Below are 25391 nucleotides of genomic sequence, written 5' to 3'. Positions count from 1 at the left end.
GTTGATAGGCCAGATGTGGAAGCCTCGTAAGGGGTGGAGCTGACTGGTACTAATAGGCCGAGGGCTTGTCCTCAGTTGCTCGCGTCCACTGTGTTAGTTCTGAAGCAACGAACAGTTGCTGGTTGAGCAGAACCCACTAATTAAAAAGTGTGCTTGTTCGCTCGAAACCGATAGGGTTTCGGTGGTCATAGCGTTAGGGAAACGCCCGGTTACATTCCGAACCCGGAAGCTAAGCCTTTCAGCGCCGATGGTACTGCAGGGGGGACCCTGTGGGAGAGTAGGACACCGCCGAACAATCTTTCAAGGACCCTTGGTCCCAGCGTTCAACGCTGGGACCAAGGGTCCTTTTTTATTTTCGCTCCAATTTTCCGAAGCGCGTCGGGCAGCCGACTGCGCGAGAATGACTGCAGTACCCGAAGACAGGAGTCGCACCGATGTCCACCAACTCTCCCGAGGACCGTCCGCAGCGCGAGTGGCGCAGCCGTGACGGCGGTGACAGGGGCGGCTACCGGGGCGGTCGTGACGACCGCGGCCCGCGCCGTGACGACGACCGCGGCGGCCGTCCCTCCGGTGGCGGTGGCTACGGCCGTCGTGATGACAACCGTGGTGGCGGTACGGGTGGCGGCTTCCGCCGCGACGACCGTGCCCCGCGTCGCGATGACGACCGTGGTGGTCGCCCGACCGGCGGTGGCGGCTACGGTCGCCGCGACGACAACCGTGGCGGCACCGGCGGCGGCTTCCGTCGCGATGACAGCCGTGGTGGCACCGGTGGCGGTTTCCGCCGTGACGACCGCCGCGATGACCGTGGCCCGCGCCGCGACGACGACCGTCCCTCCTTCCGTCGTGACGACCGCGACGACCGTGGTGGTCGTCCCTCCGGTGGTGGCGGCTACGGCCGTCGTGATGACAACCGTGGTGGCGGTACGGGTGGCGGCTTCCGCCGCGACGACCGTGCCCCGCGTCGCGATGACGACCGTGGTGGTCGCCCGACCGGCGGTGGCGGCTACGGCCGTCGCGACGACGACCGTGGTGGTCGTCCCTCCGGCGGTGGCTTCCGTCGTGACAACGACCGGCCGAGCTTCCGCGACGACCGTCGTGACGACCGCGGTCCCCGTCGTGATGACGACCGTGGCGGTCGCCCCACCGGCGGTGGCGGCTACGGCCGTCGCGACGACAACCGCGGTGGCGGCGGTGGCTTCCGTCGCGACAACGACCGCCCCAGCTTCCGCGACGACCGTGGCCCGCGCCGCGATGACGACCGTGGTGGCCGTCCCACCGGTGGCGGTGGCTACGGCCGTCGCGACGACGACCGTGGTGGTCGTCCCTCCGGTGGCGGCTTCCGTCGTGACAACGACCGGCCGAGCTTCCGCGACGACCGTCGTGACGACCGCGGTCCCCGTCGTGATGACGACCGTGGCGGTCGCCCCACCGGCGGTGGCGGCTACGGCCGTCGCGACGACAACCGCGGTGGCGGCGGTGGCTTCCGTCGCGACAACGACCGCCCCAGCTTCCGCGACGACCGTCGTGACGACCGTGGCCCCCGCCGCGACGACGACCGTCCCTCCTTCCGTCGTGACGACCGCGACGACCGGGGCGGCCGTCCCACCGGCGGTGGCTTCCGCCGTGACGACCGCCGCGACGACCGCGGCCCGCGCCGTGACGACCGTCGCGATGACAACCGTGGCGGTGGCTTCCGTCGTGACGACCGCGGCCCGCGCCGGGACGACGACCGTGGTGGCTACCGCGGCCGCGACGACCGCGGCGGGTTCCGTGGCGGCGACGACCGCCGGGAGCGCGAGCGCGACCGTGAGCCGATCAAGCGGCTGCCGATCGACGAGGACGTCACCGGCAACGAGATCGACGAGGACGTGCACCAGGAGCTGATGAGCCTGCCGAAGACCCTCGCCGAGGACGTCGCGCAGAACCTGGTCATGGTGGCCCGGCTGATCGACGAGGAGCCCGAGCAGGCGTACGCGTACTCGCGCATCGCGCTGCGGCTCGCCTCCCGTGTGGCGGCGGTCCGCGAGGCGGCCGGGTTCGCGGCGTACGCGACGCAGAAGTACTCCGAGGCGCTGGCCGAATTCCGCGCCGCGCGGCGGATGACCGGGCACGTCGAGCTGTGGCCCGTCATGGCCGACTGCGAGCGCGGCATGGGCCGGCCCGAGCGTGCGCTGGAGATGGCCGGTGCGCCGGAGGTGCAGAAGCTCGACAAGGCGGGCCAGGTCGAGATGCGCCTGGTCGCGGCCGGTGCGCGGCGGGACCTGGGGCAGCTGGACGCCGCCATCGTGACCCTGCAGAGTCCGGAGCTGGCGTCGAACTCGGTGCAGCCGTGGACCCCGCGCCTGCGGTACGCGTACGCCGACGCGCTGCTCGCCGCCGGGCGTGAGGACGAGGCGCGCGAGTGGTTCGCCAAGGCGCTGGAGTCCGACAAGGACGGCGCCACCGACGCCTCCGACCGGCTGGCCGAGATGGACGGCGTGGACTTCGTGGACGCCCTCGACGAGGACGGTGACGACGACGCCGACATCGCCGACGAGCAGGAGGCGGAGTACGCCGCCGACGAGCCGGACAGCGCGCCGGACGAGGACGACGACCGCGCGGACATCGACGTCGACGTGGACGTCGAAGCCGCCGATGACGTCGTCGTCGACGTCGAGGACGACAAGGGTCCGGCCGACAAGGCCTGAGCTCCTGTAGTCAGTTAGGCAGCCGTACGAGAAAGGGCGGCACCCCGGCCGGGGTGCCGCCCTTTCTCGTATCCGCGTGCCTCAGTTCACCGTCAGGCTCCGCAGCACCAGACCCGTCGCCGGCTTCGGGCCGAAGGACGTCGACTTGCGGGGCATCGTGACGCCCTGGCGGGCCAGGTCGCGGACGACCTCTTCCCGTACGGGATGCATGAGCACCGCCGTGCCGCCGCGCCGTTCCGCCTGTTCGACGGCGGCCGCCGTGTCGTGGATGTACATGATGTCCTCGGGTGCGTCCGGGGTGCGCCAGACGTGGTCCAGGAGCGTGGAGTGGAGCACCGTCGCGTCCAGGTCGCGCCAGGCCTGCGGGCGGTCCGCGCGGACGGTGCGGGCGAGCAGGTCCGGGTCCGGGCGGTCGAGGAGGTGGAAGCGTCCGCCGCCCGCCAGCAGGAACGCGTTGCCCTCGCTGCTCGCCTCCGCGAGGAGGTCGAGCGCGTCGGGCAGCGGCACCGCGAACGTACGGATGCGGAAGGCACCGGTTTCGGCCACCGCGGCCAGGGCGTCGCTGACCGGAAGCCGGTGCAGCAGCCGGTGGATGGCGCGCACCCGCAGCGGATAGCGGGCGGTGTCCACGAGCAGCACCAGGCCGAAGTCCCAGGGGCCGGGCGCCGACTGCTCGGAGCGCAGCCGCAGATAGGTGGCCCAGCGGTGGTGGCCGTCCGCGATCACCGCCTGGTGGTGCGCGAGGTCCGCCTGGATCTCCGCGAGGTCGGCGGGGTCCGTGACCGCCCACAGGCGGTGGTTGTAGCCGTCCTCGGTGGTCGTCGCGAGCAGCGGCTCGCGACGGACGGTCCGCTCGATGACCGCGCCCGCGCCGGTCGGCGCGCTGCCGTTCGTGCCCGTGTCCCCGTGGTACGTGAGGAGCAGCGGCTCGAAGTGCGCGGCCGTCGTACGCATCAGGTCGGCGCGGTCCTCGACGACGTGCGGCATCACGTCCTCGTGCGGCAGCACCACGCCCTCGGAGGGCTCCGAGAGGGCCAGCGCGCCGATCAGCCCGCGCTGGAGCAGGCCCGCGCCGCGCTGTTCGTGCTGCTCGTACACGTACAGCGCGGGCTCCGGGTCGGGGGCGAGGACGCCCTCCGAGAGCCAGTCGTCGAGGGTGTGCGCGGCCTGCTGGTGCCGTGCCGTGGGCGTGGCGGCCTGCGGGAGGATCAGCCGGACGATGTTGTACGGGTCCGCCGACTCCAGGTGGAGGAGCCCGTCGGGCCGCACCACCACGTCGTACGGCGGGGAGGTCACGGCCGCGAGGCTGCCGACGCGCGCGGGCACATAGCGCAGTCCTCGGAAGGGGATCAGGCGCAGCCCGTCGTCGTCCGTACGCCCTGTTGTGGTCATTAGTGCATCGTAAGTGGGGTGCGGGCATGCGCGATGATCGGGGGAGACCATCGAGCGAGGAGTGGATGAGGATGAGCCAGCCGAGCAGGACCCGGCCGAGCGGCAGCGCGCGGGCGCTGAGCGAGGCGTACGACACGGCTCTGCTGGATCTCGACGGGGTGGTGTACGCGGGCGGCGAGGCGATCGAGCACGCCGTCGGCTCGCTGGGCACGGCGCGCGAGGGCGGGATGCACCTCGCGTACGTCACCAACAACGCGCTGCGGACGCCGGACGTGGTGGCGGCGCACCTCACCGAGCTCGGGGTGCCGGCCGAGCCGGGCGATGTGATCACCTCGGCGCAGGCGGTGGCGCGGCTGATCTCCGAGCAGGTGCCGGAGGGTTCGCGGGTGCTGGTGATCGGCGGCGAGGGGCTGCGGGTGGCGCTGCGCGAGCGCGGTCTGGTGCCGGTGGAGTCGGCCGAGGACGCCCCGGCGGCGGTGGTGCAGGGGTACGGCGGGCCCGATCTGGCGTGGGGCAGGTTCGCCGAGGCGAGCTACGCGATCGCAGCCGGGGTGCCGTGGTTCGCGTCCAACACCGATCTGACGATCCCCAGCGGGCGCGGCATCGCGCCCGGCAACGGGGCGGCGGTGGAGGTGGTGCGGATCGCGACCGGCGCCGAGCCGCAGGTGGCGGGCAAGCCGCTGCCCCCGATGCACCGGGAGACGATCCTGCGCACGGGCGCGCGCAAGCCGCTGGTGGTGGGGGACCGGCTGGACACGGACATCGAGGGGGCGTTCAACGGCGAGGTGGACTCGCTGCTCGTCCTCACCGGGGTGACGGACGGCGCCCAGCTGCTCGCCGCCCGGCCCGAGCACCGGCCGACGTTCGTGGACGCGGATCTGCGAGGCATGCTGACCGGCCAGCCGGAAGTGGCCGAAAATGACGGTCGGTTCGGGTGCGGAGGCTGGACCGCGGCCGTACGCGACGAGGAGTTCGCCCTGGACGGCGACGGTGAGCCGCTGGACGGTCTGCGGGCGCTGTGCGCGGCGGCGTGGACGTACGCGGGGGATGGTGTGTGCGAGCTGGATGCGGGGAAAGCGCTGGGGCGGCTGGGGTTGTGATCCCGGGGCCGGGGGCACGTGCGTAGCTTCTGGATCCGGTTGTGGATCAAGGGCCCTGTTGGCCGATTAGCAGGGTAGGCTAACCTAACTTGCGTGTTGGTAGACAGCCGTTCCAAGCCGAGCGCGCAGACCGCTCCCGCGCCCCCGACCCAGACCGCCCGGCGGCACGCCCTGCGCGCCGCCGGATTGCTCGCGGCCACGGGGGTCCTGGTCCTCGTGGCCCTCGCGAGCATCGCGGTCGGCGCCAAACAGATCCCGCTCGCGGACGTCTGGCACGGGCTGTTCCACTACTCCGGCACCGCCGACGACGTCATCGTCCACGACACCCGGGTGCCCCGCACCCTGCTCGGGCTGCTCGTCGGGGCGGCCCTCGGGGTCTCCGGCGCGGTGATGCAGGCGCTCACCCGCAACCCGCTGGCCGAGCCCGGCATCCTCGGGGTGAACGCGGGCGCCTCGGCCGCCGTGGTCTCCGCGATCACCTTCTTCGGCGTCACCAGCCTCACCGGTTACGTCTGGTTCGCCTTCGCCGGCGCCGCGGTCGTCTCCGCGCTCGTCTACGTCCTGGGCGGCAGCCGGGCCGCCACCCCGGTCCGGCTCGCGCTCGCGGGGACGGCCGTCACGGCCGCGCTCTACGGCTACATCAACGCCGTGCAGCTGATGGACTCGGCAGCCCTCGACCGGCTGCGGTTCTGGTCGGTCGGCTCGCTGGCCTCCGCCAACGCGGACACCGTCACCGAGATCGCGCCGTTCATCGTGGTGGGCCTGGTGATCGCCGCGCTCATCGCCCGGCCGCTCAACGCGATGTCCCTGGGCGACGACACCGCCCGCGCGCTGGGCGCCCACCTCACCCGTACCCGCGTCCTGTCGATGGTCACCGTCACGCTCCTGTGCGGGGCCGCGACCGCCGCCTGCGGGCCGATCGTCTTCATCGGCCTGATGGTCCCGCACATCGTCCGGGCCATCACCGGGCCCGATATGCGCTGGATCCTGCCGTACGCGGCCGTCCTCTCGCCCGTGCTGCTGCTCGGCTCCGACGTGGTCGGCCGGGTGATCACCCGGCCCGCCGAGCTCCAGGTCGGCATCGTCACGGCGCTCATCGGCGGGCCCGTGTTCATCTTTCTCGTCCGCCGCAAGAGGATGGCTCAGCTGTGAAGGCCGTACGCACGCCCGGGGGTTACTCGTTCCGGGCCGACACCCGCTCGCTGGTCGTCGTCGTGGCGCTGCTGGCCGCGGCGCTCGCGGCGGGCGTGGTCCTCGTCGGCAGCGGCGACTTCGACATCGCGCCGCTCGACGTCGTCCGCACGCTCTTCGGCTCCGGCACCCCCCAGCAGGACTTCATCGTCAACGAGCTGCGGTTGCCCCGGGTCCTGGTGGGGCTGCTGGTGGGCGCCGCGTTCGGCATCTCCGGCGCGGTCTTCCAGTCCGTCTCCCGTAATCCGCTCGGCAGCCCGGACGTCATCGGCTTCGGCCAGGGCTCGTCCGTCGGCGCCCTCGTCGTCATCGTCTGGTTCGGCGGCAGCGCCACCGAGGTCGCGGTCGGCGCCCTGCTCGGCGGGCTCGCGACCGGCGTCGCGGTCTATCTGCTCGCCTGGAAGAAGGGCGTGCACGGCTACCGCCTCGTGCTCGTCGGCATCGGCGCCGCCGCGATGCTCACCGCCTGCATCCAGTACCTGCTCACCAAGGCCCAGCTGGTCGACGCGACCCGGGCCATGGTGTGGCTGACCGGCTCGCTCGACGGGCGGGACTGGGCGCAGGTGTGGCCGCTGCTCGCGCTGTTCGCGCTGCTGCTGCCGGTGATCCTCGCGTACGGACGGCCGCTGCGGATGCTGGAGATGGGCGACGACGCGGCGTACGCGCTCGGCGTGCCCGTTCAGCGGACCCGGACCGTGCTGATGCTCGCCGCCGTGCTCCTCAACGCCGCCGGGACCGCCGCGGCCGGGCCCATCTCCTTCGTCGCGCTGACCGCGCCGCAGCTCGCCCGCCGCCTCACCAGGGCCACCGGGCCCAACATCCTGGCCTCCGGCTGCATGGGCGCGACCCTGCTGGTCACCGCCGACTGGGCCTCCCAGCGGCTGTTCGGCGAGAGCAGGCTGCCGGTGGGCGTGGTGACCGGGGTGGTCGGCGGCCTCTATCTGCTGTGGCTGCTCGTCACCGAGCGCAAGGCGGGCCGGATATGAGCGGCCCGCACCTTCCCGACCCCCGTACGGATTCCGGTTCTTCCTCCAGGAGTACGAGCATGCAGCGCCTCAGCGCCGATTCGGTGACCCTCGGCTACGACCAGCGGGTGATCGCCAAGGACCTCTCGGTGGAGATCCCCGACCACTCGTTCACGGTCATCGTCGGCCCCAACGCCTGCGGCAAGTCCACGCTCCTGCGCGCCCTGTCGCGGATGCTGAAGCCCAGCGAGGGGCGGGTGTTGCTCGACGGGCAGACCATCCACTCGATGCCCGCGAAGAAGGTCGCCAAGACCCTCGGGCTGCTGCCCCAGTCGTCGATCGCGCCGGACGGGATCACGGTCGCCGACCTGGTCGCGCGCGGCCGCTACCCGCACCAGGGGCTGCTGCGCCAGTGGTCGTCCGAGGACGAGCGGATCGTCCAGGAGTCGATGGATGCCACCGGCGTGGGCGAGCTGGGGGAGCGGTACGTCGACGAGCTGTCCGGCGGGCAGCGCCAGCGGGTCTGGATCGCGATGGCGCTGGCCCAGCAGACGCCGCTGCTGCTGCTCGACGAGCCGACCACGTTCCTGGACATCCAGCACCAGATAGAGGTCCTGGACCTGTGCGCCGAGCTGCACGAGTCCCAGGGGCGCACGCTGGTCGCGGTGCTGCACGACCTCAACCAGGCCGCCCGGTACGCCTCGCACCTGATCGCGATGCGCGGCGGCGAGATCGTGGCCGAGGGCCCGCCGTCGCGGATCGTCACGGCGGAGCTCGTACGGGAGGTGTTCGGGGTCCGCTGCCAGGTCATCGACGACCCGGAGACGGGCACGCCGCTGGTGGTGCCGGCGGCGCGGCAGCGGGACGGGGCGAGGGTGGCCTGATGTTCCGTACGGCCTGAAGGGGCCGGGTCGCTACAGCAGCGTCCGCAGCCTGAGCAGGTCGCGGAAGCCCGCCTCCAGGCGGACCCGGCCCGACGTCCAGGCCCGCGCGAAGTTCAGCTCGCCCGCGACCATTGCCACCAGGTCGTCGCCCTTCATGGCCAGACGGATCTGGGCGCGCTCGCCCGGCGGGCCGTCCAGGGTGCGCTCGACCTCGATGCGGCCGTCCCGCAGCCGCCCGGTGAACGTACGGTCCAGGTCCGTGATGTGGCAGCTCAGCGAGCGGTCGAGCGCGGCGGCGGCGCGCACGTCGCCGTTCGCGCCCGCCAGGTTGTCGGAAAGTTCGTCGAGTGCCGCGCGGCACTCCTCCATCGTCGCCATCGTGATCGACCGTACCGCAGGCCCACGCGGTAGCGTCTTGGCATGAGCGACTTGATGCCGGAGCCCGGGGCGGAGGCCGGCGCGCACGACGACCCCGCCGGTCCGGCACCCCTGGACGTGCCCCGCGAGCCCACCGGCGACCCCCGGGTGGACGCCCTGGTCGAGCGGCTCGCGGACGTCGACCACCTCGATACGGGCGGACACGTCGAGGTGTACGAGGATGTACACGGGGGGCTGCGCGAGACGCTGGGCGCGCTCGACGCCCGCCCGGGGCCGCCGGTCCCGTCCCCCGCATCACATACGTACGACAACAGGAGCTGAACCGAACGTGGCAGGAGTGGCACGCCGCCGCCTCGACGCCGAGCTGGTCCGCCGGAAGCTCGCCCGGTCCCGTGAGCACGCCGCGCAGCTGATCGCCGCCGGGCGGGTGACGGTCGGCAAGACCGTCGCCACCAAGTCCGCCACCCAGGTCGAGACGGCCGCCGCCATCGTCGTGGCCGAGGACGACAGCGACCCGGACTACGTCTCGCGCGGCGGCCACAAGCTGGCCGGGGCGCTGGCCGCCTTCGTCCCGCGGGGGCTGAAGGTCGAGGGGCGCCGGGCGCTGGACGCGGGCGCCTCCACCGGCGGCTTCACGGACGTGCTGCTGCGCTCCGGCGCGGGGCACGTGGTGGCGGTGGACGTCGGGTACGGACAGCTCGCCTGGTCGCTCCAGAGCGACGACCGGGTCACCGTCAAGGACCGGACGAACGTACGGGAGTTGACGCTCGACGACATCGACGGCGAGCCGGTCGACCTGGTGGTCGGGGACCTGTCCTTCATCGCGCTCGGGCTCGTGCTGCCCGCGCTGGTGCGGTGCTGCGCGCCGGACGCGGACCTGGTGCTGATGGTCAAGCCGCAGTTCGAGATCGGCAAGGACCGGCTCGGCAGCGGCGGTGTGGTGCGCAGCCCGGAGTTGCGGGCCGAGACCGTGCGCACGGTGGCCGGGCAGGCCGCCGCGCTGGGGCTCGGTGTGCTGGGGGTCACGGCCAGCCCGCTGCCCGGACCCTCCGGCAATGTCGAATACTTTCTGTGGCTGCGGGCCGGGGCGCCCGCGCTGGATCCGGCTGATGTCGAGCGTGCAGTGGCGGAGGGACCTAGTTGAGCTCGTTGGGGAACGCGGAGGAGACGCGCGGGGGGGACGGCGCGTGCGAGCGGAGCTCGGAGCGCACGGTGTTCCTGCTCGCGCACACCGGGCGGCCCGCCGCCATCCGCAGCGCGGAGCTGGTGGTGCGGGGGCTGCTGCGGTCCGGCATCGGGGTGCGGGTCCTGGAGGCGGAGGCGGCCGACATCCCGCTGCCGGAGTCCGCGTCCGTGCACACGGTCAAGGAGGCGACCCCGCAGTGCCTCGACGGGTGTGAGCTGCTGATCGTGCTCGGCGGGGACGGGACGCTGCTGCGCGGCGCCGAGTTCGCGCGGGCATCCGGGGTGCCGATGCTCGGCGTCAACCTCGGGCGGGTCGGGTTCCTCGCCGAGGCGGAGCGCGACGACCTGGACAAGGTCGTGGACCGGGTGGTCACGCGCTCCTACGAGGTCGAGGAGCGGATGACCCTCGACGTCGTGGTGCACAGCAACGGCGACGTGGTGCACACCGACTGGGCGCTGAACGAGGCCGCCGTGCAGAAGGTGTCGCCCGAGCGGATGCTGGAGGTCGTCCTGGAGATCGACGGGCGGCCGGTGACCGGGTTCGGGTGCGACGGGATCGTGTACGCGACGCCGACCGGGTCGACGGCGTACGCCTTCTCGGCGGGCGGGCCGGTGGTGTGGCCGGAGGTCGAGGCGCTGCTGATGGTGCCGATCAGCGCGCACGCGCTGTTCGCCAAGCCGCTGGTGACGTCGCCGAGTTCGGTGCTGGCGGTGGAGGTGCAGCCGCATACGCCGCACGGGGTGCTGTGGTGTGACGGGCGTCGGACGGTGGAGTTGCCGCCGGGGGCGCGGGTGGAGGTTCGGCGGGGGGCCGTTCCTGTCCGCCTGGCCCGCCTGCACCACGCGTCGTTCACGGACCGCTTGGTGGCGAAGTTCGCGCTGCCGGTGAGTGGGTGGCGGGGCGCGCCGCACTGACCTGTTGGGCCCCCACCCCGCCCCTTCCCGAAAGCCCTCTGGCGGGCGGCCTGGTTCTTCGTCTGCGGGCCGTCCCCAACTGGTCGCGCAGTTCCCCGCGCCCCTGAAGGGGCGCCCCTTCAGGGGCGCGGGGAACTGCGCGAGCAACCCAGCACGATCCGCAGACAAAAGCGGCACGCGGGTCAATCGGGTGGGTGAGGGTGTGGGGGGCGTCGCACAGGGGGGCCGGGACCTCGTAAGGTCGGGGGCGTGTTGGAGGAGATGCGGATACGGTCGCTCGGGGTCATCGACGACGCTGTCGTCGAGCTGTCGCCCGGGTTCACCGCGGTGACCGGCGAGACCGGCGCGGGCAAGACCATGGTCGTCACCAGCCTGGGGCTGCTGCTCGGCGGGCGCGCCGACCCCGCCCTGGTGCGGATCGGCGCCAAGTCGGCGGTCGTCGAGGGGCGGATCGCGCTGCGCCCGGGCGCCACCGCGGCGATCCGCGCGGAGGAGGCCGGGGCCGAGCTCGACGAGGGCGCGCTGCTGGTGAGCCGTACCGTCTCGGCGGAGGGGCGGTCGAGGGCGTTCCTCGGCGGACGCTCCGTGCCCGTCGGCGTGCTCGCGGAGCTGGCCGACGAGCTCATCGCCGTCCACGGCCAGACCGATCAGCAGGGGCTGCTGCGCCCCGCCCGGCAGCGCGAGGCCCTCGACCGGTACGCCGGGGACGCCGTGGCCGGGCCGCTGGCCAAGTACGCGGAGGCGTACCGGCGGCTGCGGGCCGTCGCCGGGGAGCTGGAGGAGCTGACCACGCGGGCGCGCGAGCGGGCGCAGGAGGCCGATCTGCTGCGGTTCGGGCTCGACGAGATCGCCGCGGTCGAGCCGCTGGCGGGCGAGGACACCGAGCTCGCCGCCGAGGCCGGACGGCTCGGCCACGCCGAGGCGCTGGCGTCCGCGGCCGCCCTCGCGCACGCCGCCCTCGCGGGCAACCCCGAGGACCCGGAGAGCGTCGACGCGACCACCCTGGTCGCGGGCGCGCACCGGGCCCTGGACGCCGTACGGTCGCACGACCCCGCCCTGGCCGCGCTCGCCGAGCGCATCGGCGAGGTCGGGATCCTGCTCGGTGACGTGGCGGGCGAGCTCGCCGGGTACGCGGACGACCTCGACGCCGACCCCCTGCGGCTCGCGGCCGTGGAGGAGCGGCGAGCGGCGCTTACCGCGCTGACCCGCAAGTACGGCGAGGACATCGAGGCCGTCCTCGCCTGGGCGCAGCAGAGCGCCGCCCGGCTGACCGAGCTGGACGGCGACGACGACCGGATCGGCGAGCTGACGGCCGAGCGGGACGGGCTGCGCGGCGAACTGTCCGTGCTCGCCCAGGAGTTGACCGGCGCCCGCACCGAGGCCGCGGCCCGCTTCGCGGACGCGGTGACGGCCGAGCTGGCGTCGCTGGCGATGCCGCACGCGCGGGTGTCGTTCGCGGTACGGCAGGTGGAGGACCCCGAGGGCGTCGAGGTGGACGGGCGGACCGTGGCGTACGGGCCGACCGGCGCGGACGAGGTGGAGCTGCTGCTCGCCCCGCACCCGGGCGCCCCGGCCCGGCCGATCGCCAAGGGCGCCTCGGGCGGTGAGCTCTCCCGGGTGATGCTCGCGGTCGAGGTGGTCTTCGCGGGCACGGACCCGGTGCCCACGTACCTCTTCGACGAGGTCGACGCGGGCGTCGGCGGCCGGGCGGCGGTCGAGATCGGCCGGCGCCTGGCGAAGCTCGCCAAGTCGGCGCAGGTCGTCGTGGTGACCCATCTGCCCCAGGTGGCGGCCTTCGCGGACCGTCAGCTCCTGGTGGAGAAGACCAACGACGGCACGGTCACCCGGTCCGGCGTCACCGTCCTGGAGGGCGAGGACCGGGTCCGCGAGCTCTCCCGGATGCTGGCGGGCCAGGAGGACTCCGAGACGGCCAGGGCGCACGCGGAGGAGCTGCTGGCGACGGCACGGGCCGAGGGGTAAGCGCGGTCCGGGAGTTCACCCGTGTGGGTGGTCCCCCGGACCGGCCGCCGCCTGTCGACACGGGGAAACGTCCGGACGGGGGCGGAACGTCCGTGCGGGCTGGCATCCTTGGCCGGGGTCCACACCGGCCCACCGCCGACCCGGGAGCCTGTTCACGTGTCACAGCTGCGTACGGTCCAAGTGCTGGGCGGCGGCAGCGCGGGCAGCAGCGCGCACGTGCGCTCGCTGGCGGCGGGCCTCGCCGCGCGGGGCGTACGGGTTACCGTCTGCGCCCCCGCCGCGCTTGAGCGGGAGTTCGACTTCCAGGGTGCGGGCGCCCACTTCGTGCCCGTGCCCCGGCGCGGCGACCCGGTGGCGGTCGGCGCCCTGCGGGCGGTCTGCGCGGGCGCGGACGTGGTGCACGCCCACGGGCTGCACGCGGCCGTACGGACGGCCCTCGCCCTGGGCGGGCGGCGCGCGATCCCCCTCGTCGTCACGTGGCACACCCGCGCCCATGCCGAGGGTGCCCGGGGCCGCATGCTGCGGGTCCTGGAGCGGCGGGCGGCCCGCGCGGCCGCCGTGGTGCTGGGCACCTCCTCCGACCTGGTCGACCGGGCCCGGCGGCGCGGCGCCCGGGACGCCCGGCTCGCCGCGGTCGCGGTGCCCGCGCCCCGTACGCCCGTCCCGGACGGCAAGGCGCGGGCCGAACTGGGCGCCGTGGACCGGCCGTTGCTCATCGCCGTCGGCAGTCTGGTCGAGCACCGGGGGTACGACGTGCTCCTGGATGCCGCCCACCGCTGGAAGGCGCTCGACCCCGTACCGGTGCTGGCGATCGCGGGGGAGGGCAGGCAGCGGGCCGCGCTCCAGCGGCGCATCGAGGCGGAGGCGCTGCCGGTGAAGCTGCTCGGGCGGCGCGACGACGTCACCGAGCTGCTGGCTGCCGCCGACGCGGCCGTCCTCGCGAGCCGCTGGGAGGGGCGCTCGCTCCTTGCCCAGGAGGCGCTGCGGCTCGGCGTGCCGCTGGTCGCCACCGCCGTTGGCGGGGTGCCGGAACTCGTCGGGGACGCGGCCGAGCTGGTGCCGTACGGGGACGCGGCGGCGCTCGGGGACGCCGTGGCGCGGCTGCTCGCCGACCCCGGGCGGCGCCGCGAGCTCGCCGAGGCCGGACTCGTACAGGCGGCGGACTGGCCGACCGAGGACGAGACGGTGGCTCAAGTGCTCAGCGTCTACGACGAGTTGACGCAACGCCACGGATGGTGAGGCGTTACGGGACGTGGCGGCGGGCCCGCAGGGCCAGGGACAGCGCCAGTACCGTCTGCGGGTCGTCCAGGTCCGTGCCGAGCAGCTCCGCGATCCGGGCGAGGCGGTTGTAGAGCGTCTGCCGGTTGAGGTGCAGCTCGCGGGCCGTCTCCGCCTTGCGGCCCGCGTGCGCCAGATAGGTCTCCAGGGTGGGCAGCAGCGGCGGGCGCGAGGCCGCGTCGTGGGTGCGCAGCGGCCCGATGGCGCGCTCCACGAAGGCCGCCAGGTCCGGGTGCTCGCGCAGCCGCCACAGCAGCAGGTCGATGTCCAGGCGCCGGGCGTCGTACCAGGGCCGCTCGGACAGGCCCTGCGCGGCCGCGGCGGTCTCGCCCGCGTGGCGCAGCCCCGCCGAGGCCGCCGCCCAGCCGCCCGCCACCCCGACGACCACCACCGGCCGCGCCCCGGCCCGGGCGAGCCCGGCGCGCTCCACACCGGCCCGCAGCGCCGCCGCCACCCGGTCGGCGACCGCCGTGCGCTCCGACTCCGAGCGCAGCCCCAGCAGCAGCGGCACCCGGCCCTCCACCGGCCGTACGCCCAGCAGGACCGGCACGCCCACCGAGGACAGCTCCTCCAGGACCGCGCGGGCCAGGACCGCCCAGTTGCCGGTGGGGGAGAGCTCGGAGGCCAGCCGCATCACCACCGGCAGCAGCGGGCCCTCGCCCGGTTTGAAGCCCAGCACCTTCGCCTGCGCGGGCGCGTCCTCGGCGGTGATGCGGCCCTCGGCCAGGTCGGTCAGGAAGTCGCCGCGCCCGCGCGCCGCCAGCTCCTCCTCCTGGCGCGCCTGCATCAGCACCACCGCGAGGATGCCCGCGGCCCGCTCCGCCGCCATCCGGTGGACCGGCAGCAGCGGCGCGGCGACGGCCAGCAGGACGAGCCGGGCCCGGACCGCCCCGGTGCCGTGGCCGCCGCCCGGCACGTCCACCAGGGCCGCGCCCGTCGGCGGCCCCGACTCGCGGGACTCGCGCTGGCCGCGCAGCCCCTCCCACACCTGGAGCGGGTCGGCGCCCGCCTCGGCGGAGCCGGCGGCCGCGTAGAGCAGCTGGCCGTCCGGGGTCTCCAGGAACACCGGGTTGGCCGTGAAGTCGGCCAGGATCGACAGGACCTGGGGCACGCCGCCGCCCGAGAGCAGCGCCTCGGTGCACCGCCGGTGCACCTCCTCGGCGCGCTGGAGCAGGGCGTAGTGGCCGTTGACGATCTCGGTGTGGATCTCCTCCGTGACCGTCACGAACGGCACCTCGCGGTGGAGCGCGACCAGCGGCAGCCCGGCCGCCCGCGCGGTGTCCACGATGGTGGCGGGCAGGCGGCTGAAGCGCGGGCCGAGCTCGACGACCAGGGCGGCGATGCCCCGCTCGGCCAGGCGCCGCACGAAGGCGCGCTGCTCGGCGGGGCGGGTGCCCAGGCCAAGGCCCGTGGTCAGCAGCAGCTCGCCGCCCTTGAGCAGCGAGGCGATGTTCGGGACCTCGCCCGCGTGCACCCAGCGCACCGTGCGGCCCAGGCGCTCGGCCCCGGCGACCACCTCGGGGAGCCCGCCGCGCAGCCCGGGCAGCTCCAGAGCGCGCTGCACGGTGATCCCGCCCTGGCTGTCCAATGGGGTTCACCTCGTGTTTTGTCGTACCGGACGGTGATGCCGGTCACGGTACGACACACTGCTCCCTTTCCGTCAGGCCGGGACGATGTTGTGGTTGAAGCGGAAGACGTTGTCCGGGTCGTAGGCCCGCTTCACCTCGCGCAGCCGCCGCATGTTCTCGGCGCCGAGGCCCGCGACCACCCGCTCGGCGCCCTCGTCGCCGGTGAAGTTGAGGTAGACCGCGCCGCTCGACCAGGGCTGGACCCGGGCCCGGACGTCCTTGACCCACTGGCGGCAGCGCTCGTCGTCCGCCGGGTCCTCCCAGATCCCGAAGGGGTGCACGGCCCACGGCGAGTCGCGGTACGGCACGGGGTACTCGGAGGGGCCGTCGGCGATGGCGCCGCCCTGCGGGAAGACCACGTGCTGGGTGCCGGTGGGCGTCGGCAGCGCCTCGCCCAGCGAGCAGAAGACGTCCACGAAGTCGTCGGGCATGCCGGTCAGGTACTCGGCCGACCAGTAGTTCCGCAGCCCGGGCGGGTCGTCCATCATGCACTGCATGTCGGCGTACGGCATGGCCGTGACGATCTCGACCTCGTGCGGCAGGGCGATCAGCGGCTGGGCGACCTTGCGCATGGCCTCCTCGCCGCCCGCGTACGCCACGAGGGCGCCGCACAGCACCTTTCCGACCAGGTGCTCGGGGATGAACGGCTCGGGCGGCGCGGTCATGTACAGGACGCCGCCGCTCGCCTCGGCCGGCCCGTTCTCGATGAGCTCGCGGTAGGTGCGCGCGACTTCGGGGGCGCGCTCGGGCTGGTACAGCAGCATGGCGATGGCGTACTCGGGCAGGTCGTGCAGCTTCAGGGTGAGCGAGGTGGCGATGCCGAAGTTGCCGCCGCCGCCGTGCAGCGCCCAGAAGAGCTCGGGGTTCTCCTCGGCGCTCGCCGTGACCACGCTGCCGTCGGCGGTGACCAGCTCGACGCCGAGCAGGTTGTCGACGGCGAGGCCGAAGCTGCGGTCCAGCCAGCCCGACCCGCCGCCGAGGACGAAGCCGCCGACACCGGTGGTGGAGACGCGCCCGCCGGTGGTGGCCAGGCCGTGCGGCTGGGTGGCCCGGTCCAGCTGGCTCATGATCGCGCCGCCCTGGACGCGGACGGCGTGGGCGGCCGGGTGGACGGTCACCTCGTGCATCCGGCGCAGGTCGACGACCAGGCCGTTGTCGTTGAGGGCCTGGCCGGAGACGCTGTGGCCGCCGCCGCGTACGGCGATCTTGAGGTCCAGATCGCGCCCGAAGCGTACGGCGGTGACCACGTCCGCGTCGGACTCGCACTGGGCGATGACGGCGGGGCGCCGGTCGATCATGGCGTTGAAGACCGTCCGGGCGTCGTCGTAGCCCGGATCGCCCGGGACGAAGACGTCGCCGGAGAGGTCTTCACGGAGCTCGGCAAGGGCCGTGCCCGCTTTCGAGGGGGTGGTCATGGCGCAGCCCCCTTCCAGGAGGGGACAGGACAATTCCACTCTAAGCGGGCACGGGGTCCCGGGCGCGCCGACTACCCCCCGTACGCCCCCGAAGCCGTCAGCCGCAGCGCCGTGTCGATCAGGGGAACGTGGCTGAAGGCCTGCGGGAAGTTCCCCACCTGCCGTTGCTCCCGCGGGTCCCACTCCTCCGCCAGCAGCCCGATGTCGTTGCGCAACGACAACAGCCGTTCGAAGAGCTTCCGGGCCTCGTCGACCCGGCCGATCATGGCCAGGTCGTCCGCCATCCAGAACGAGCAGGCCAGGAACGCGCCCTCGTCGCCCTCCAGGCCGTCGCAGCCCGCCTCGTCGCCCGCCGTCGGGTAGCGCAGGATGAACCCGTCCGGGGTGGACAGCTCGCGCTGGATCGCCTCGATCGTGCCGATCACGCGCTTGTCGTCCGGCGGCAGGAAGCCCATCTGCGGGATCAGCAGCAGGGAGGCGTCCAGCTCCTTGGAGCCGTACGACTGCGTGAAGGTGTTGCGCTCCTTGTCGTACCCCTTCTCGCACACGTCCCGGTGGATGTCGTCGCGCAGCTCGCGCCACTTCTCGAGCGGCCCGTCCGCGTCGCCCGACTCGATCAGCTTGATGGTGCGGTCCACCGCGACCCAGGCCATCACCTTGGAGTGCACGAAGTGGCGGCGCGGGCCGCGCACCTCCCAGATGCCCTCGTCCGGCTGGTCCCAGTGGTCCTCCAGGTAGCGGATCAGCTTGAGCTGGAGCAGCGAGGCGTAGTCGTTGCGGGCCAGGCCCGTCATGTGCGCCAGGTGCAGGGCCTCGGTGACCTCGCCGTACACGTCCAGCTGGAGCTGGTGGGCGGCGCCGTTGCCGACCCGGACCGGGGCCGAGTCCTCGTAGCCGGGCAGCCAGTCCAGCTCGGCCTCGCCCAGCTCCCGCTCGCCCGCGATCCCGTACATGATCTGGAGGTTCTCGGGGTCGCCCGCGACCGCCCGCAGCAGCCACTCGCGCCAGGCGCGGGCCTCCTCGCGGTAGCCGGTGCGCAGCAGCGAGGAGAGGGTGATGGCGGCGTCGCGCAGCCAGGTGTAGCGGTAGTCCCAGTTGCGCGAGCCCCCGATGTCCTCGGGCAGCGAGGTGGTGGGCGCGGCGACGATGCCGCCGGTGGGGGCGTAGGTGAGCGCCTTCAGCGTGATCAGCGAGCGGACCACGGCCTCGCGGTAGGGCCCGTGGTACGTACAGTGCTCGACCCACTCCCGCCAGAAGTCCTCGGTCGCCTCCAGGGCCGCCTCCGGCTCGGAGAGCGCGGGCGGCTCCTTGTGGGACGGCTGCCAGCTGATCGTGAAGGCGATCCGCTCACCGGGCGAGACGGTGAAGTCGGAGTACGTGGTGAGGTTCTTGCCGTACGTGTCGACCGGGGTGTCCAGCCAGACCGAGTCGGGGCCCGCGACCGCGACCGTACGGTTGTCGACCTTGTGCACCCAGGGCACGACACGCCCGTAGCTGAAACGCATCCGCAGGGCGCTGCGCATCGGCACCCGGCCGCTGACGCCCTCCACGATCCGGATCAGCTGCGGCGCGCCGTCGCGCGGCGGCATGAAGTCCGTCACCCGGACCGTGCCGCGCGGGGTGTCCCACTCCGACTCCAGGATCAGCGAGTCGCCCCGGTAGCGGCGCCGGTCCGCCCGGGGTGGCGGCGCGTCGGCGGCGTGCGCCGGGCCGATCCGCCAGAAGCCGTGTTCATCGGTGCCGAGCAGTCCGGCGAAGACGGCGTGCGAGTCGAAGCGTGGCAGGCACAGCCAGTCGGCCGTGCCGTCCCGGCAGACCAGTGCGGCGGTCTGCATGTCTCCGATGAGTGCGTAATCCTCGATGCGCCCGGCCACGTGCAATCTCCAGTCGAACGGCCACGTCCGCCCCGCGGGGCGCTTACTGCTACTGCGACTGCGGTCAAGGGATCGCCAACGAGCGCATGTTGTGGGTGACGGCCGGGGTGGCGCCGTGTTACCAGCGGCTCGGCGGCGAGTGTCCGAGCAGGATACGACGCACGTGGGTGATCCGCCGATGCCTTCCGGCAACGCCGTTCGGCCGTCCGGGTGACGGGAGCACACTGGGTTGGCCGGGCGTGTGCGGAGCGTGGCCGGAAGCGGTCCGCCGTACTCGCTGATACCCTGGTAGCCCGTGGCCGGGTGGTGAAAAAACCCCCGAACCGCAGCGACGGCGCCCCCCGGAAACTCGTACGGCAACTCGTACGAGATCCACAGAGGGTGACCGGCACGCACTTCAGACCGCGACCACGGGAGCCCCCTCTTGGCCATGCAGACACGATCCTCTGCGTCATCGACGACCAAGCACATCTTCGTCACCGGGGGTGTCGCCTCTTCCCTCGGCAAGGGTCTGACTGCCTCCAGCCTGGGTGCGCTCCTGAAGGCGCGGGGCCTGCGGGTCACGATGCAGAAGCTCGACCCGTACCTGAACGTCGACCCCGGCACGATGAACCCCTTCCAGCACGGCGAGGTGTTCGTCACCAACGACGGCGCCGAGACCGACCTGGACATCGGCCACTACGAGCGCTTCCTCGACGTCGACCTCGACGGCTCGGCCAACGTCACCACCGGCCAGGTCTACTCGCAGGTGATCGCCAAGGAGCGGCGCGGCGAGTACCTGGGCGACACCGTCCAGGTCATCCCGCACATCACCAACGAGATCAAGCACCGCATCCGCCGGATGGCGACCGACGACGTCGACGTCGTCATCACCGAGGTCGGCGGCACGGTCGGCGACATCGAGTCGCTGCCGTTCCTGGAGACCGTCCGCCAGGTCCGCCACGAGGTCGGCCGCGACAACGTCTTCGTCGTGCACATCTCGCTGCTGCCCTACATCGGCCCCTCCGGCGAGCTCAAGACCAAGCCGACCCAGCACTCGGTCGCCGCCCTGCGCAACATCGGTATCCAGCCCGACGCGATCGTGCTGCGCGCCGACCGCGAGGTGCCGCTGTCGATCAAGCGCAAGATCTCGCTGATGTGCGACGTCGACGAGGCCGCGGTGGTCGCCGCCATCGACGCCAAGTCGATCTACGACATCCCGAAGGTCCTGCACACCGAGGGCCTGGACGCGTACGTCGTGCGCAAGCTCGACCTGCCGTTCCGCGACGTGGACTGGACGACCTGGGACGACCTGCTCGACCGCGTCCACAACCCGGAGCACGAGGTCACCGTCGCGCTGGTCGGCAAGTACATCGACCTGCCCGACGCGTACCTCTCGATCACCGAGGCCATGCGCGCCGGCGGCTTCGCCAACAAGGCCCGCGTCAAGGTCAAGTGGGTCACCTCGGACGACTGCAAGACCCCGGCCGGCGCCAAGAAGAACCTCGGCGACGTGGACGCGATCCTCGTCCCCGGCGGCTTCGGCGACCGCGGCGTCAACGGCAAGATCGGCGCGATCCAGTACGCCCGCGAGAACAAGGTGCCGCTGCTCGGCATCTGCCTGGGCCTGCAGTGCATCGTGATCGAGGCCGCCCGCAACCTGGCCGGCATCCCGGACGCCAACTCCACCGAGTTCGACGCCGCCACCGCCCACCCCGTCATCTCGACGATGGAGGAGCAGCTGGCGTACGTCGAGGGCGCGGGCGACCTGGGCGGCACCATGCGCCTGGGCATGTACCCGGCGAAGCTCGCCGAGGGCTCGATCGTCCGCGAGGTCTACGGCGACCAGCCGTACGTGGAGGAGCGCCACCGCCACCGCTACGAGGTCAACAACTCCTACCGCGCGGAGCTGGAGAAGAAGGCGGGCATCGTCTTCTCGGGCACGTCCCCGGACAACAAGCTCGTCGAGTACGTCGAGTACCCGCGCGAGGTGCACCCCTACCTGGTCGCCACCCAGGCGCACCCGGAGCTGCGCTCCCGCCCGACCCGCCCGCACCCGCTCTTCGCCGGCCTGGTGAAGGCGGCCGTGGAGCGGAAGACCGGCAAGAAGTAACCAGGCGATACGGTTGCCGGGGTACGGGTCCTTCGGGACGCGTACCCCGGTTTCTGCTTTTGCGGGAGGACATCGATGCAGCTCCAGGACACCCCCGAGGAATGGCGGGTCGTCGCCACCACGACCCCGTTCGAGGGCAACAAGACCAGCGTCCGCACCGACGACGTGGTCATGCCCGACGGCACGGTCGCGCGCCGCGACTACCAGGTCCACCCGGGCTCCGTGGCCGTCCTCGCCCTCGACGGCGCGGGCCGCGTCCTGGTGCTGCGCCAGTACCGCCACCCGGTGCGCCACAAGCTGTGGGAGATCCCGGCCGGGCTGCTCGACGTGCCCGGCGAGAACCCGCTGCACGCCGCCCAGCGCGAGCTGTACGAGGAGGCGCACGTCAAGGCCGAGGACTGGCGGGTCCTCACCGACGTCTACACCACGCCCGGCGGCTGCGACGAGGCCGTACGGATCTTCCTCGCCCGCGATCTCTCCGAGGCGGAGGGCGAGCGCTTCGAGGTCTCCGAGGAGGAGGCCGACATGGAGCTGGCCCGGGTGCCGCTCGACGAGCTCGTCCGGGGCGTGCTCGCCGGTGAGCTGCACAACAACTGCCTGGTGGTGGGCGTCCTCGCGCTCACGGCCGCACAGGCGGGACCGGGCCTGGAGTCGCTGCGCCCGGCGGAGGCGCCTTGGCCGGCCCGGCCGTTCGAGAAGTAGACCCAGCCGTCGACGGGTCGGTGCGCGGGGCGCACCGACCCGTTCGGCGTACGTGCCGGTATGTCCGTCCGACGATCCGCTGATCCGATCGGGCGACCTGTCCGCCGCGCTCCGCCGGGCCGCTCACCACGCGTGAACTACGCTCGGAACGCCCGTGCGGAGACCCGCCGGGCTCGGCTCGTGCGCAGCGGACGGAGCGTGGCCCGTGACGGATCAGGCGGTGGACGTGGGCGGCTCTGCCGCGGAGTGCGAGCCGGCCGCGCCGGACGCGAGCGGCCGTCAGTTCTTCGGCCGCCAGCGGGAGTTGAAGGAGCTGCGCGAGGACGTGGAGCGGGCCGGGCTCGACACCCTGTCCGGCCGCAAGTCGCCGCGCGCCCGGGTGCTGCTGATCGCCGGACGCCCCGGCTCCGGGCGGACCGCCCTCGCCGAGGAGCTGGCCAGGCAGCTCGCCGCCGACTACCCCGACGGGGTACTCCGGGCCCGGCTGCGCGAACCCGGCGGCGCCACCGTCCCGGCCGAGCGGGTGGCCCGCGATCTGCTGGACGCCCTGGAGGTCCCGGTGCCGCCCGGCGGCGGCGAGGACGAGCTGACCCAGCTGGTGCGCGAGGCGCTCGCCGAGCGGCGGGTCCTGCTGCTGCTCGACGACGCGGCCGGCGCCGAACAGGTCGACCCGCTGCTGCCGCAGAACGCCGACTGCCTGGTGGTGGCGACCGCCCGCGGACCGCTCACCGGCATCCCCGATGTCCGGCCCTGCACCCTCGGCGGCCTCGACCCCAAGGCGGCCGTCGCGTTCCTGCAGAGCTTCACCGGCGCGGTCCGGATCACGGTGGACCCGCGCACCGCCGAGAACCTCGTCGAGGAGTGCGCGGGGGCGCCCGCGGCCATCGCCCTGGTCGGCGGCTGGCTGGCCATCCGGCCGCAGGCGGCCGTCTCGGACGTTGCCAAGCGGCTGCACGCGCTGCCCGGGGACGGCTGGATCCTGGGCGGCCAACTCCCCGTCGCCGAGCGCCCGTTGGCCCGCGCCTTCCGGCTCGTGTACGAGTCGCTGCCGCAGCCCAACGCCCGCCTCCTGCGGCTGCTCTCGCTCGCCCCGGCCGGGATCGTGGACGCCCAGACCGCCTCGGCGCTCGCCGGGTGCTCGGTGTCGGCGGCCCAGAACACCCTGGAGGACTTCGTCGCGTACGGGCTGCTGAGGGTCGAGGGCGACCCGGAGGAGCGGCCCGCGCAGTACGCGGTGCCCGGCTGGCTGGCTCCGCTGTTGCACAGGCTCGCGGAGGCCGCCGACCGGCCCGGCGAGCTCCAGCTGGCCCGGGCCCGGATGCTGGAGCGGACCGTACGGCTGCTCCAGTCCTGCCGGGCGGTCACCGAGCCCGACGGCTCCGCGGCCCGCAAGAAGCTCGCCGGGCTGCCCCGCGCCCTGCGCTTCCCCAACGAGCGGCTGGCCGCCGCCTGGCTGGCCACCCGCCGGCCCGCGCTGCTGGCGGCCGCCCGGCTCGCGGTCGAGGACGGCGAGCTGGACACGCTGGCCAGACGGCTCGTCGCGGCCCTGGTGCGGGCGCTGGCCGCACACCGGGGGACCGAGGCCGCCGCACCCGACCTCTATGGTCTGCACCAGCTGGTTCTCGACGTCGCCGAGCGGCGCGCACTGCACCGGGAGAAGGCCGCGGCCCTGCTCAATCTGGGTGATCTGGACGCGGAGGCCGGGCGCACCGCGGACGCGCTCGTCCGCTACCGGGCGGCCCTGGACGCGGGCCGGGCCGCGAACGACCCGTACGCGACGGGCCGCGCGATGGAATCCGTAGGCGGCGCCCACCAGGAGCTGGGCGACTGGACGCGGGCCGCCGACTGGTACGGCCGCGCCCTGGCCCAGCGCCTGGCGCGGGGCGAGCTGGAGGACGAGGCGCGGCTGTACGGGCGGATCGGCGCGGTGCTCACCTATGCGGGCCGCTACGGCGAGGCGCTCCGCAGTTGGCGCGCCGCGGTGGCCGGATACCGCCGTCTCGGCGATCTGCCGAGCCAGGCGCGGGCGCTGAGCGAGGCGGCCCGGGTGCAGGAGTACGCCGGGCGGCCCGAGGAGTCGCTGCGGACCTGCCGCGAGGCGGTGGAGTGGGCGAGGCAGGCCGGTGATCTGCGTCTCCAAGCCGCGCTCCAGCTGCGCCTCGCGGACACCCTCGACCGGCTCGGGGACCCGGCGGGGGCCAGGCTGCACCGGGGCGCTGCCGAGCGTCTGCTGGAGCCCGACCCCGGAACTGGAGAGGAAGAAGAGGCTCCGGCCTACGAAATCCGTAGTGCTTCGGCCAAAGATTAGTTGTTTGTAAGGGTAGACAGCGGGAAAACCTTCATTAGACTGGCTCCGCCGCACCTTCTTGCGGTGTCTCCCGGTGCGCCTTGGTGCATCCGGGTATGTATGCATTACACCCCCTTCATCCCCTGAGCCAAGGACCGTGATCGACGTGAAGGTCGGCATCCCCCGCGAGGTCAAGAACAACGAGTTCCGGGTGGCCATCACCCCCGCCGGCGTGCACGAGCTGGTGCGCCACGGCCACCAGGTCGTCATCGAGCAGAACGCCGGTGTCGGCTCGTCGATCACGGACGCCGAGTACGTGGCCGCCGGCGCCGAGATCCTGGGCACCGCCGACGAGGTGTGGGCCGCCGCCGACCTGCTGCTGAAGGTCAAGGAGCCCATCGCCGAGGAGTACCACCGCCTCCGCAAGGACCAGACGCTCTTCACCTACCTGCACCTCGCCGCGTCCCGCGAGTGCACGGACGCCCTCCTGGAGTCCGGCACCACGGCCATCGCGTACGAGACGGTGGAGACCGCCAACCGCGCGCTGCCGCTGCTCGCCCCGATGTCCGAGGTCGCGGGCCGCCTGGCCCCGCAGGTCGGCGCCTACCACCTGATGCGCTCGGTCGGCGGCCGCGGCGTCCTGCCCGGCGGCGTCCCCGGCACCCACGCCGGCGAGTGCGTCGTCATCGGCGGCGGCGTCTCCGGCTGGAACGCGGTGCAGATCGCCGTCGGCATGGGCTTCCACGTGACCCTGCTCGACCGCGACATCAACAAGCTCCGCGAGGCCGACAAGATCTTCGGCACGAAGATCAAGACGATCGTCTCCAACGCCTACGAGCTGGAGAAGGCCGTCGTCGAGGCCGACCTCGTCATCGGCGCCGTCCTGATCCCGGGCGCCAAGGCCCCGAAGCTGGTCACCAACGAGCTCGTCGCCAAGATGAAGCCCGGAAGTGTCCTTGTCGACATCGCGATCGACCAGGGCGGCTGCTTCGAGGACTCGCGTCCCACCACTCACGCCGAGCCGACCTTCATGGTCCACGACTCGGTCTTCTACTGCGTCGCCAACATGCCGGGCGCGGTGCCCAACACCTCCACCTACGCCCTCACCAACGCCACGCTGCCCTACATCGTGTCGCTGGCGAACAACGGCTGGGTCGAGGCGCTGCGCCGCGACCCGGCGCTCGCCCTGGGCCTCAACACCCATGACGGCCAGGTCGTTTACGGCCCGGTCGCCGAGGCCCACGGCCTGCAGACCGTCGAGCTGAGCACGCTCATCGGCTGATCCGACACGCCGTGACGACCCCCTGACGAAACGGTTCGTCAATGTATGTCGTCAACCTCGCGCACCCGGCCGGACCTTGTCGCCCAAGGTCCGGCCGGATGTGTATCGCGACACTTCCACCGGAGTGCGGCAGGCTCGCTCAACTCGCCTCGAACG

Annotated in this window: 19 protein-coding genes, 1 rRNA gene and 1 pseudogene; 16 read left to right on the top strand and 5 right to left on the bottom strand. The window is 73.1% G+C overall.

Features of this window, described 5'->3' with window-relative positions:
• The first annotated feature begins 177 nt into the window (after positions 1-177).
• From rrf to IE252_RS14615, 3 genes and pseudogenes are all read left to right on the top strand, one after another.
• Positions 178-294 (top strand): 5S ribosomal RNA (gene rrf / locus IE252_RS14625).
• 110 nt (positions 295-404) lie between these two features.
• A pseudogene (locus IE252_RS44510) lies at positions 405-1418 on the top strand (hypothetical protein); the annotation flags it as partial.
• A gap of 450 nt (positions 1419-1868) precedes the next feature.
• A complete protein-coding gene (locus tag IE252_RS14615; RefSeq protein WP_229848357.1) occupies positions 1869-2687 on the top strand; it encodes a tetratricopeptide repeat protein in 819 nt (272 codons plus the stop codon).
• Positions 2688-2768: 81 nt separating this feature from the next.
• On the opposite strand, the gene IE252_RS14610 is transcribed toward IE252_RS14615, so the two are convergent.
• Positions 2769-4079 (bottom strand): DUF1015 family protein, encoded by a 1311-nt coding sequence (locus IE252_RS14610; RefSeq protein WP_190089790.1) that lies wholly within the window; start codon positions 4077-4079, stop codon positions 2769-2771.
• A gap of 71 nt (positions 4080-4150) precedes the next feature.
• Between IE252_RS14610 and IE252_RS14605 the strand changes: the two genes are divergently transcribed.
• The 4 genes from IE252_RS14605 to IE252_RS14590 all read left to right on the top strand — a co-directional run bounded on the left by IE252_RS14605 (position 4151) and on the right by IE252_RS14590 (position 8219).
• Complete coding sequence (locus tag IE252_RS14605) at positions 4151-5179, top strand: HAD hydrolase-like protein (RefSeq protein ID WP_190089789.1); 1029 nt, start codon at positions 4151-4153, stop codon at positions 5177-5179.
• A gap of 96 nt (positions 5180-5275) precedes the next feature.
• Positions 5276-6331, top strand: coding sequence for a FecCD family ABC transporter permease (locus IE252_RS14600; protein WP_229848355.1), 1056 nt, complete (start codon positions 5276-5278; stop codon positions 6329-6331).
• Positions 6328-7356: a FecCD family ABC transporter permease gene (locus IE252_RS14595; RefSeq protein ID WP_190089787.1), complete on the top strand. Its 1029-nt coding sequence runs from the start codon at positions 6328-6330 to the stop codon at positions 7354-7356. The genes IE252_RS14600 and IE252_RS14595 overlap by 4 nt, the downstream gene beginning before the upstream one ends.
• Before the next feature lie 59 nt (positions 7357-7415).
• A complete protein-coding gene (locus IE252_RS14590) occupies positions 7416-8219 on the top strand; it encodes an ABC transporter ATP-binding protein (protein WP_190089786.1) in 804 nt (267 codons plus the stop codon).
• Positions 8220-8249: 30 nt separating this feature from the next.
• On the opposite strand, the gene IE252_RS14585 is transcribed toward IE252_RS14590, so the two are convergent.
• On the bottom strand, positions 8250-8597 hold the full coding sequence (locus tag IE252_RS14585) for an SCP2 sterol-binding domain-containing protein (protein ID WP_190089785.1): 348 nt from the start codon (positions 8595-8597) through the stop codon (positions 8250-8252).
• A 42-nt stretch (positions 8598-8639) separates the two neighbouring features.
• Here IE252_RS14585 and IE252_RS14580 point away from each other — a divergent pair, with 42 nt between their 5' ends.
• The 5 genes from IE252_RS14580 (at position 8640) to IE252_RS14560 (ending at position 13916) form a co-directional block, all read left to right on the top strand.
• Complete coding sequence (locus tag IE252_RS14580) at positions 8640-8918, top strand: hypothetical protein (RefSeq protein ID WP_190089784.1); 279 nt, start codon at positions 8640-8642, stop codon at positions 8916-8918.
• Positions 8919-8925: 7 nt separating this feature from the next.
• Positions 8926-9741 (top strand): TlyA family RNA methyltransferase, encoded by an 816-nt coding sequence (locus IE252_RS14575; RefSeq protein ID WP_190089783.1) that lies wholly within the window; start codon positions 8926-8928, stop codon positions 9739-9741.
• Between the two features lie 5 nt (positions 9742-9746).
• Positions 9747-10697, top strand: coding sequence for an NAD kinase (locus IE252_RS14570; RefSeq protein WP_190089836.1), 951 nt, complete (start codon positions 9747-9749; stop codon positions 10695-10697).
• Between the two features lie 261 nt (positions 10698-10958).
• Positions 10959-12677, top strand: a complete 1719-nt coding sequence (gene recN / locus IE252_RS14565) for a DNA repair protein RecN (protein WP_190089835.1) — start codon at positions 10959-10961, stop codon at positions 12675-12677.
• A gap of 156 nt (positions 12678-12833) precedes the next feature.
• A complete protein-coding gene (locus tag IE252_RS14560; RefSeq protein ID WP_190089782.1) occupies positions 12834-13916 on the top strand; it encodes a glycosyltransferase family 4 protein in 1083 nt (360 codons plus the stop codon).
• 4 nt (positions 13917-13920) lie between these two features.
• Here IE252_RS14560 and IE252_RS14555 read toward each other — a convergent pair whose 3' ends face one another.
• From IE252_RS14555 to IE252_RS14545, 3 genes are all read right to left on the bottom strand, one after another.
• Positions 13921-15543 (bottom strand): PucR family transcriptional regulator, encoded by a 1623-nt coding sequence (locus IE252_RS14555; protein ID WP_190089781.1) that lies wholly within the window; start codon positions 15541-15543, stop codon positions 13921-13923.
• A gap of 72 nt (positions 15544-15615) precedes the next feature.
• A complete protein-coding gene (locus IE252_RS14550) occupies positions 15616-16998 on the bottom strand; it encodes an FAD-binding oxidoreductase (RefSeq protein ID WP_190089780.1) in 1383 nt (460 codons plus the stop codon).
• Between the two features lie 71 nt (positions 16999-17069).
• Entirely contained in the window at positions 17070-18872 is a 1803-nt protein-coding gene (locus IE252_RS14545; RefSeq protein WP_190089779.1) for a glycoside hydrolase family 15 protein, read from the bottom strand.
• Between the two features lie 430 nt (positions 18873-19302).
• On the opposite strand from IE252_RS14545, the gene pyrG reads away from it, so the two are divergent.
• From pyrG to ald, 4 genes are all read left to right on the top strand, one after another.
• Positions 19303-20964 carry a CTP synthase gene (pyrG, locus tag IE252_RS14540; protein ID WP_190089778.1) on the top strand — a complete coding sequence of 554 codons (1662 nt, stop codon included), beginning with the start codon at positions 19303-19305 and terminating at the stop codon, positions 20962-20964.
• A 75-nt stretch (positions 20965-21039) separates the two neighbouring features.
• Positions 21040-21666, top strand: coding sequence for an NUDIX domain-containing protein (locus IE252_RS14535; RefSeq protein ID WP_190089777.1), 627 nt, complete (start codon positions 21040-21042; stop codon positions 21664-21666).
• Between the two features lie 205 nt (positions 21667-21871).
• Positions 21872-23974 (top strand): tetratricopeptide repeat protein, encoded by a 2103-nt coding sequence (locus IE252_RS14530; RefSeq protein ID WP_190089776.1) that lies wholly within the window; start codon positions 21872-21874, stop codon positions 23972-23974.
• Positions 23975-24119: 145 nt separating this feature from the next.
• Positions 24120-25235 carry an alanine dehydrogenase gene (ald, locus tag IE252_RS14525; RefSeq protein ID WP_190089834.1) on the top strand — a complete coding sequence of 372 codons (1116 nt, stop codon included), beginning with the start codon at positions 24120-24122 and terminating at the stop codon, positions 25233-25235.
• Positions 25236-25391: the final 156 nt, after the last annotated feature.

Source organism: Streptomyces melanogenes (assembly GCF_014649795.1).
GTDB lineage: Bacteria > Actinomycetota > Actinomycetes > Streptomycetales > Streptomycetaceae > Streptomyces > Streptomyces noboritoensis.
This window is presented reverse-complemented; position numbering and strand designations above follow the sequence as displayed.

Bases quoted from the DNA above. Each gene is read 5' to 3' on its own strand.
- IE252_RS14535 (WP_190089777.1), top strand. From the start codon at position 21,040: ATGCAGCTCCAGGACACCCCCGAGGAATGGCGGGTCGTCGCCACCACG.
- IE252_RS14610 (WP_190089790.1), bottom strand. From the start codon at position 4,079: ATGACCACAACAGGGCGTACGGACGACGACGGGCTGCGCCTGATCCCC.
- IE252_RS14580 (WP_190089784.1), top strand. From the start codon at position 8,640: ATGAGCGACTTGATGCCGGAGCCCGGGGCGGAGGCCGGCGCGCACGAC.
- IE252_RS14585 (WP_190089785.1), bottom strand. From the start codon at position 8,597: ATGGCGACGATGGAGGAGTGCCGCGCGGCACTCGACGAACTTTCCGAC.
- IE252_RS14590 (WP_190089786.1), top strand. From the start codon at position 7,416: ATGCAGCGCCTCAGCGCCGATTCGGTGACCCTCGGCTACGACCAGCGG.
- pyrG (WP_190089778.1), top strand. From the start codon at position 19,303: ATGCAGACACGATCCTCTGCGTCATCGACGACCAAGCACATCTTCGTC.
- IE252_RS14605 (WP_190089789.1), top strand. From the start codon at position 4,151: ATGAGCCAGCCGAGCAGGACCCGGCCGAGCGGCAGCGCGCGGGCGCTG.
- recN (WP_190089835.1), top strand. From the start codon at position 10,959: ATGCGGATACGGTCGCTCGGGGTCATCGACGACGCTGTCGTCGAGCTG.
- IE252_RS14550 (WP_190089780.1), bottom strand. From the start codon at position 16,998: ATGACCACCCCCTCGAAAGCGGGCACGGCCCTTGCCGAGCTCCGTGAA.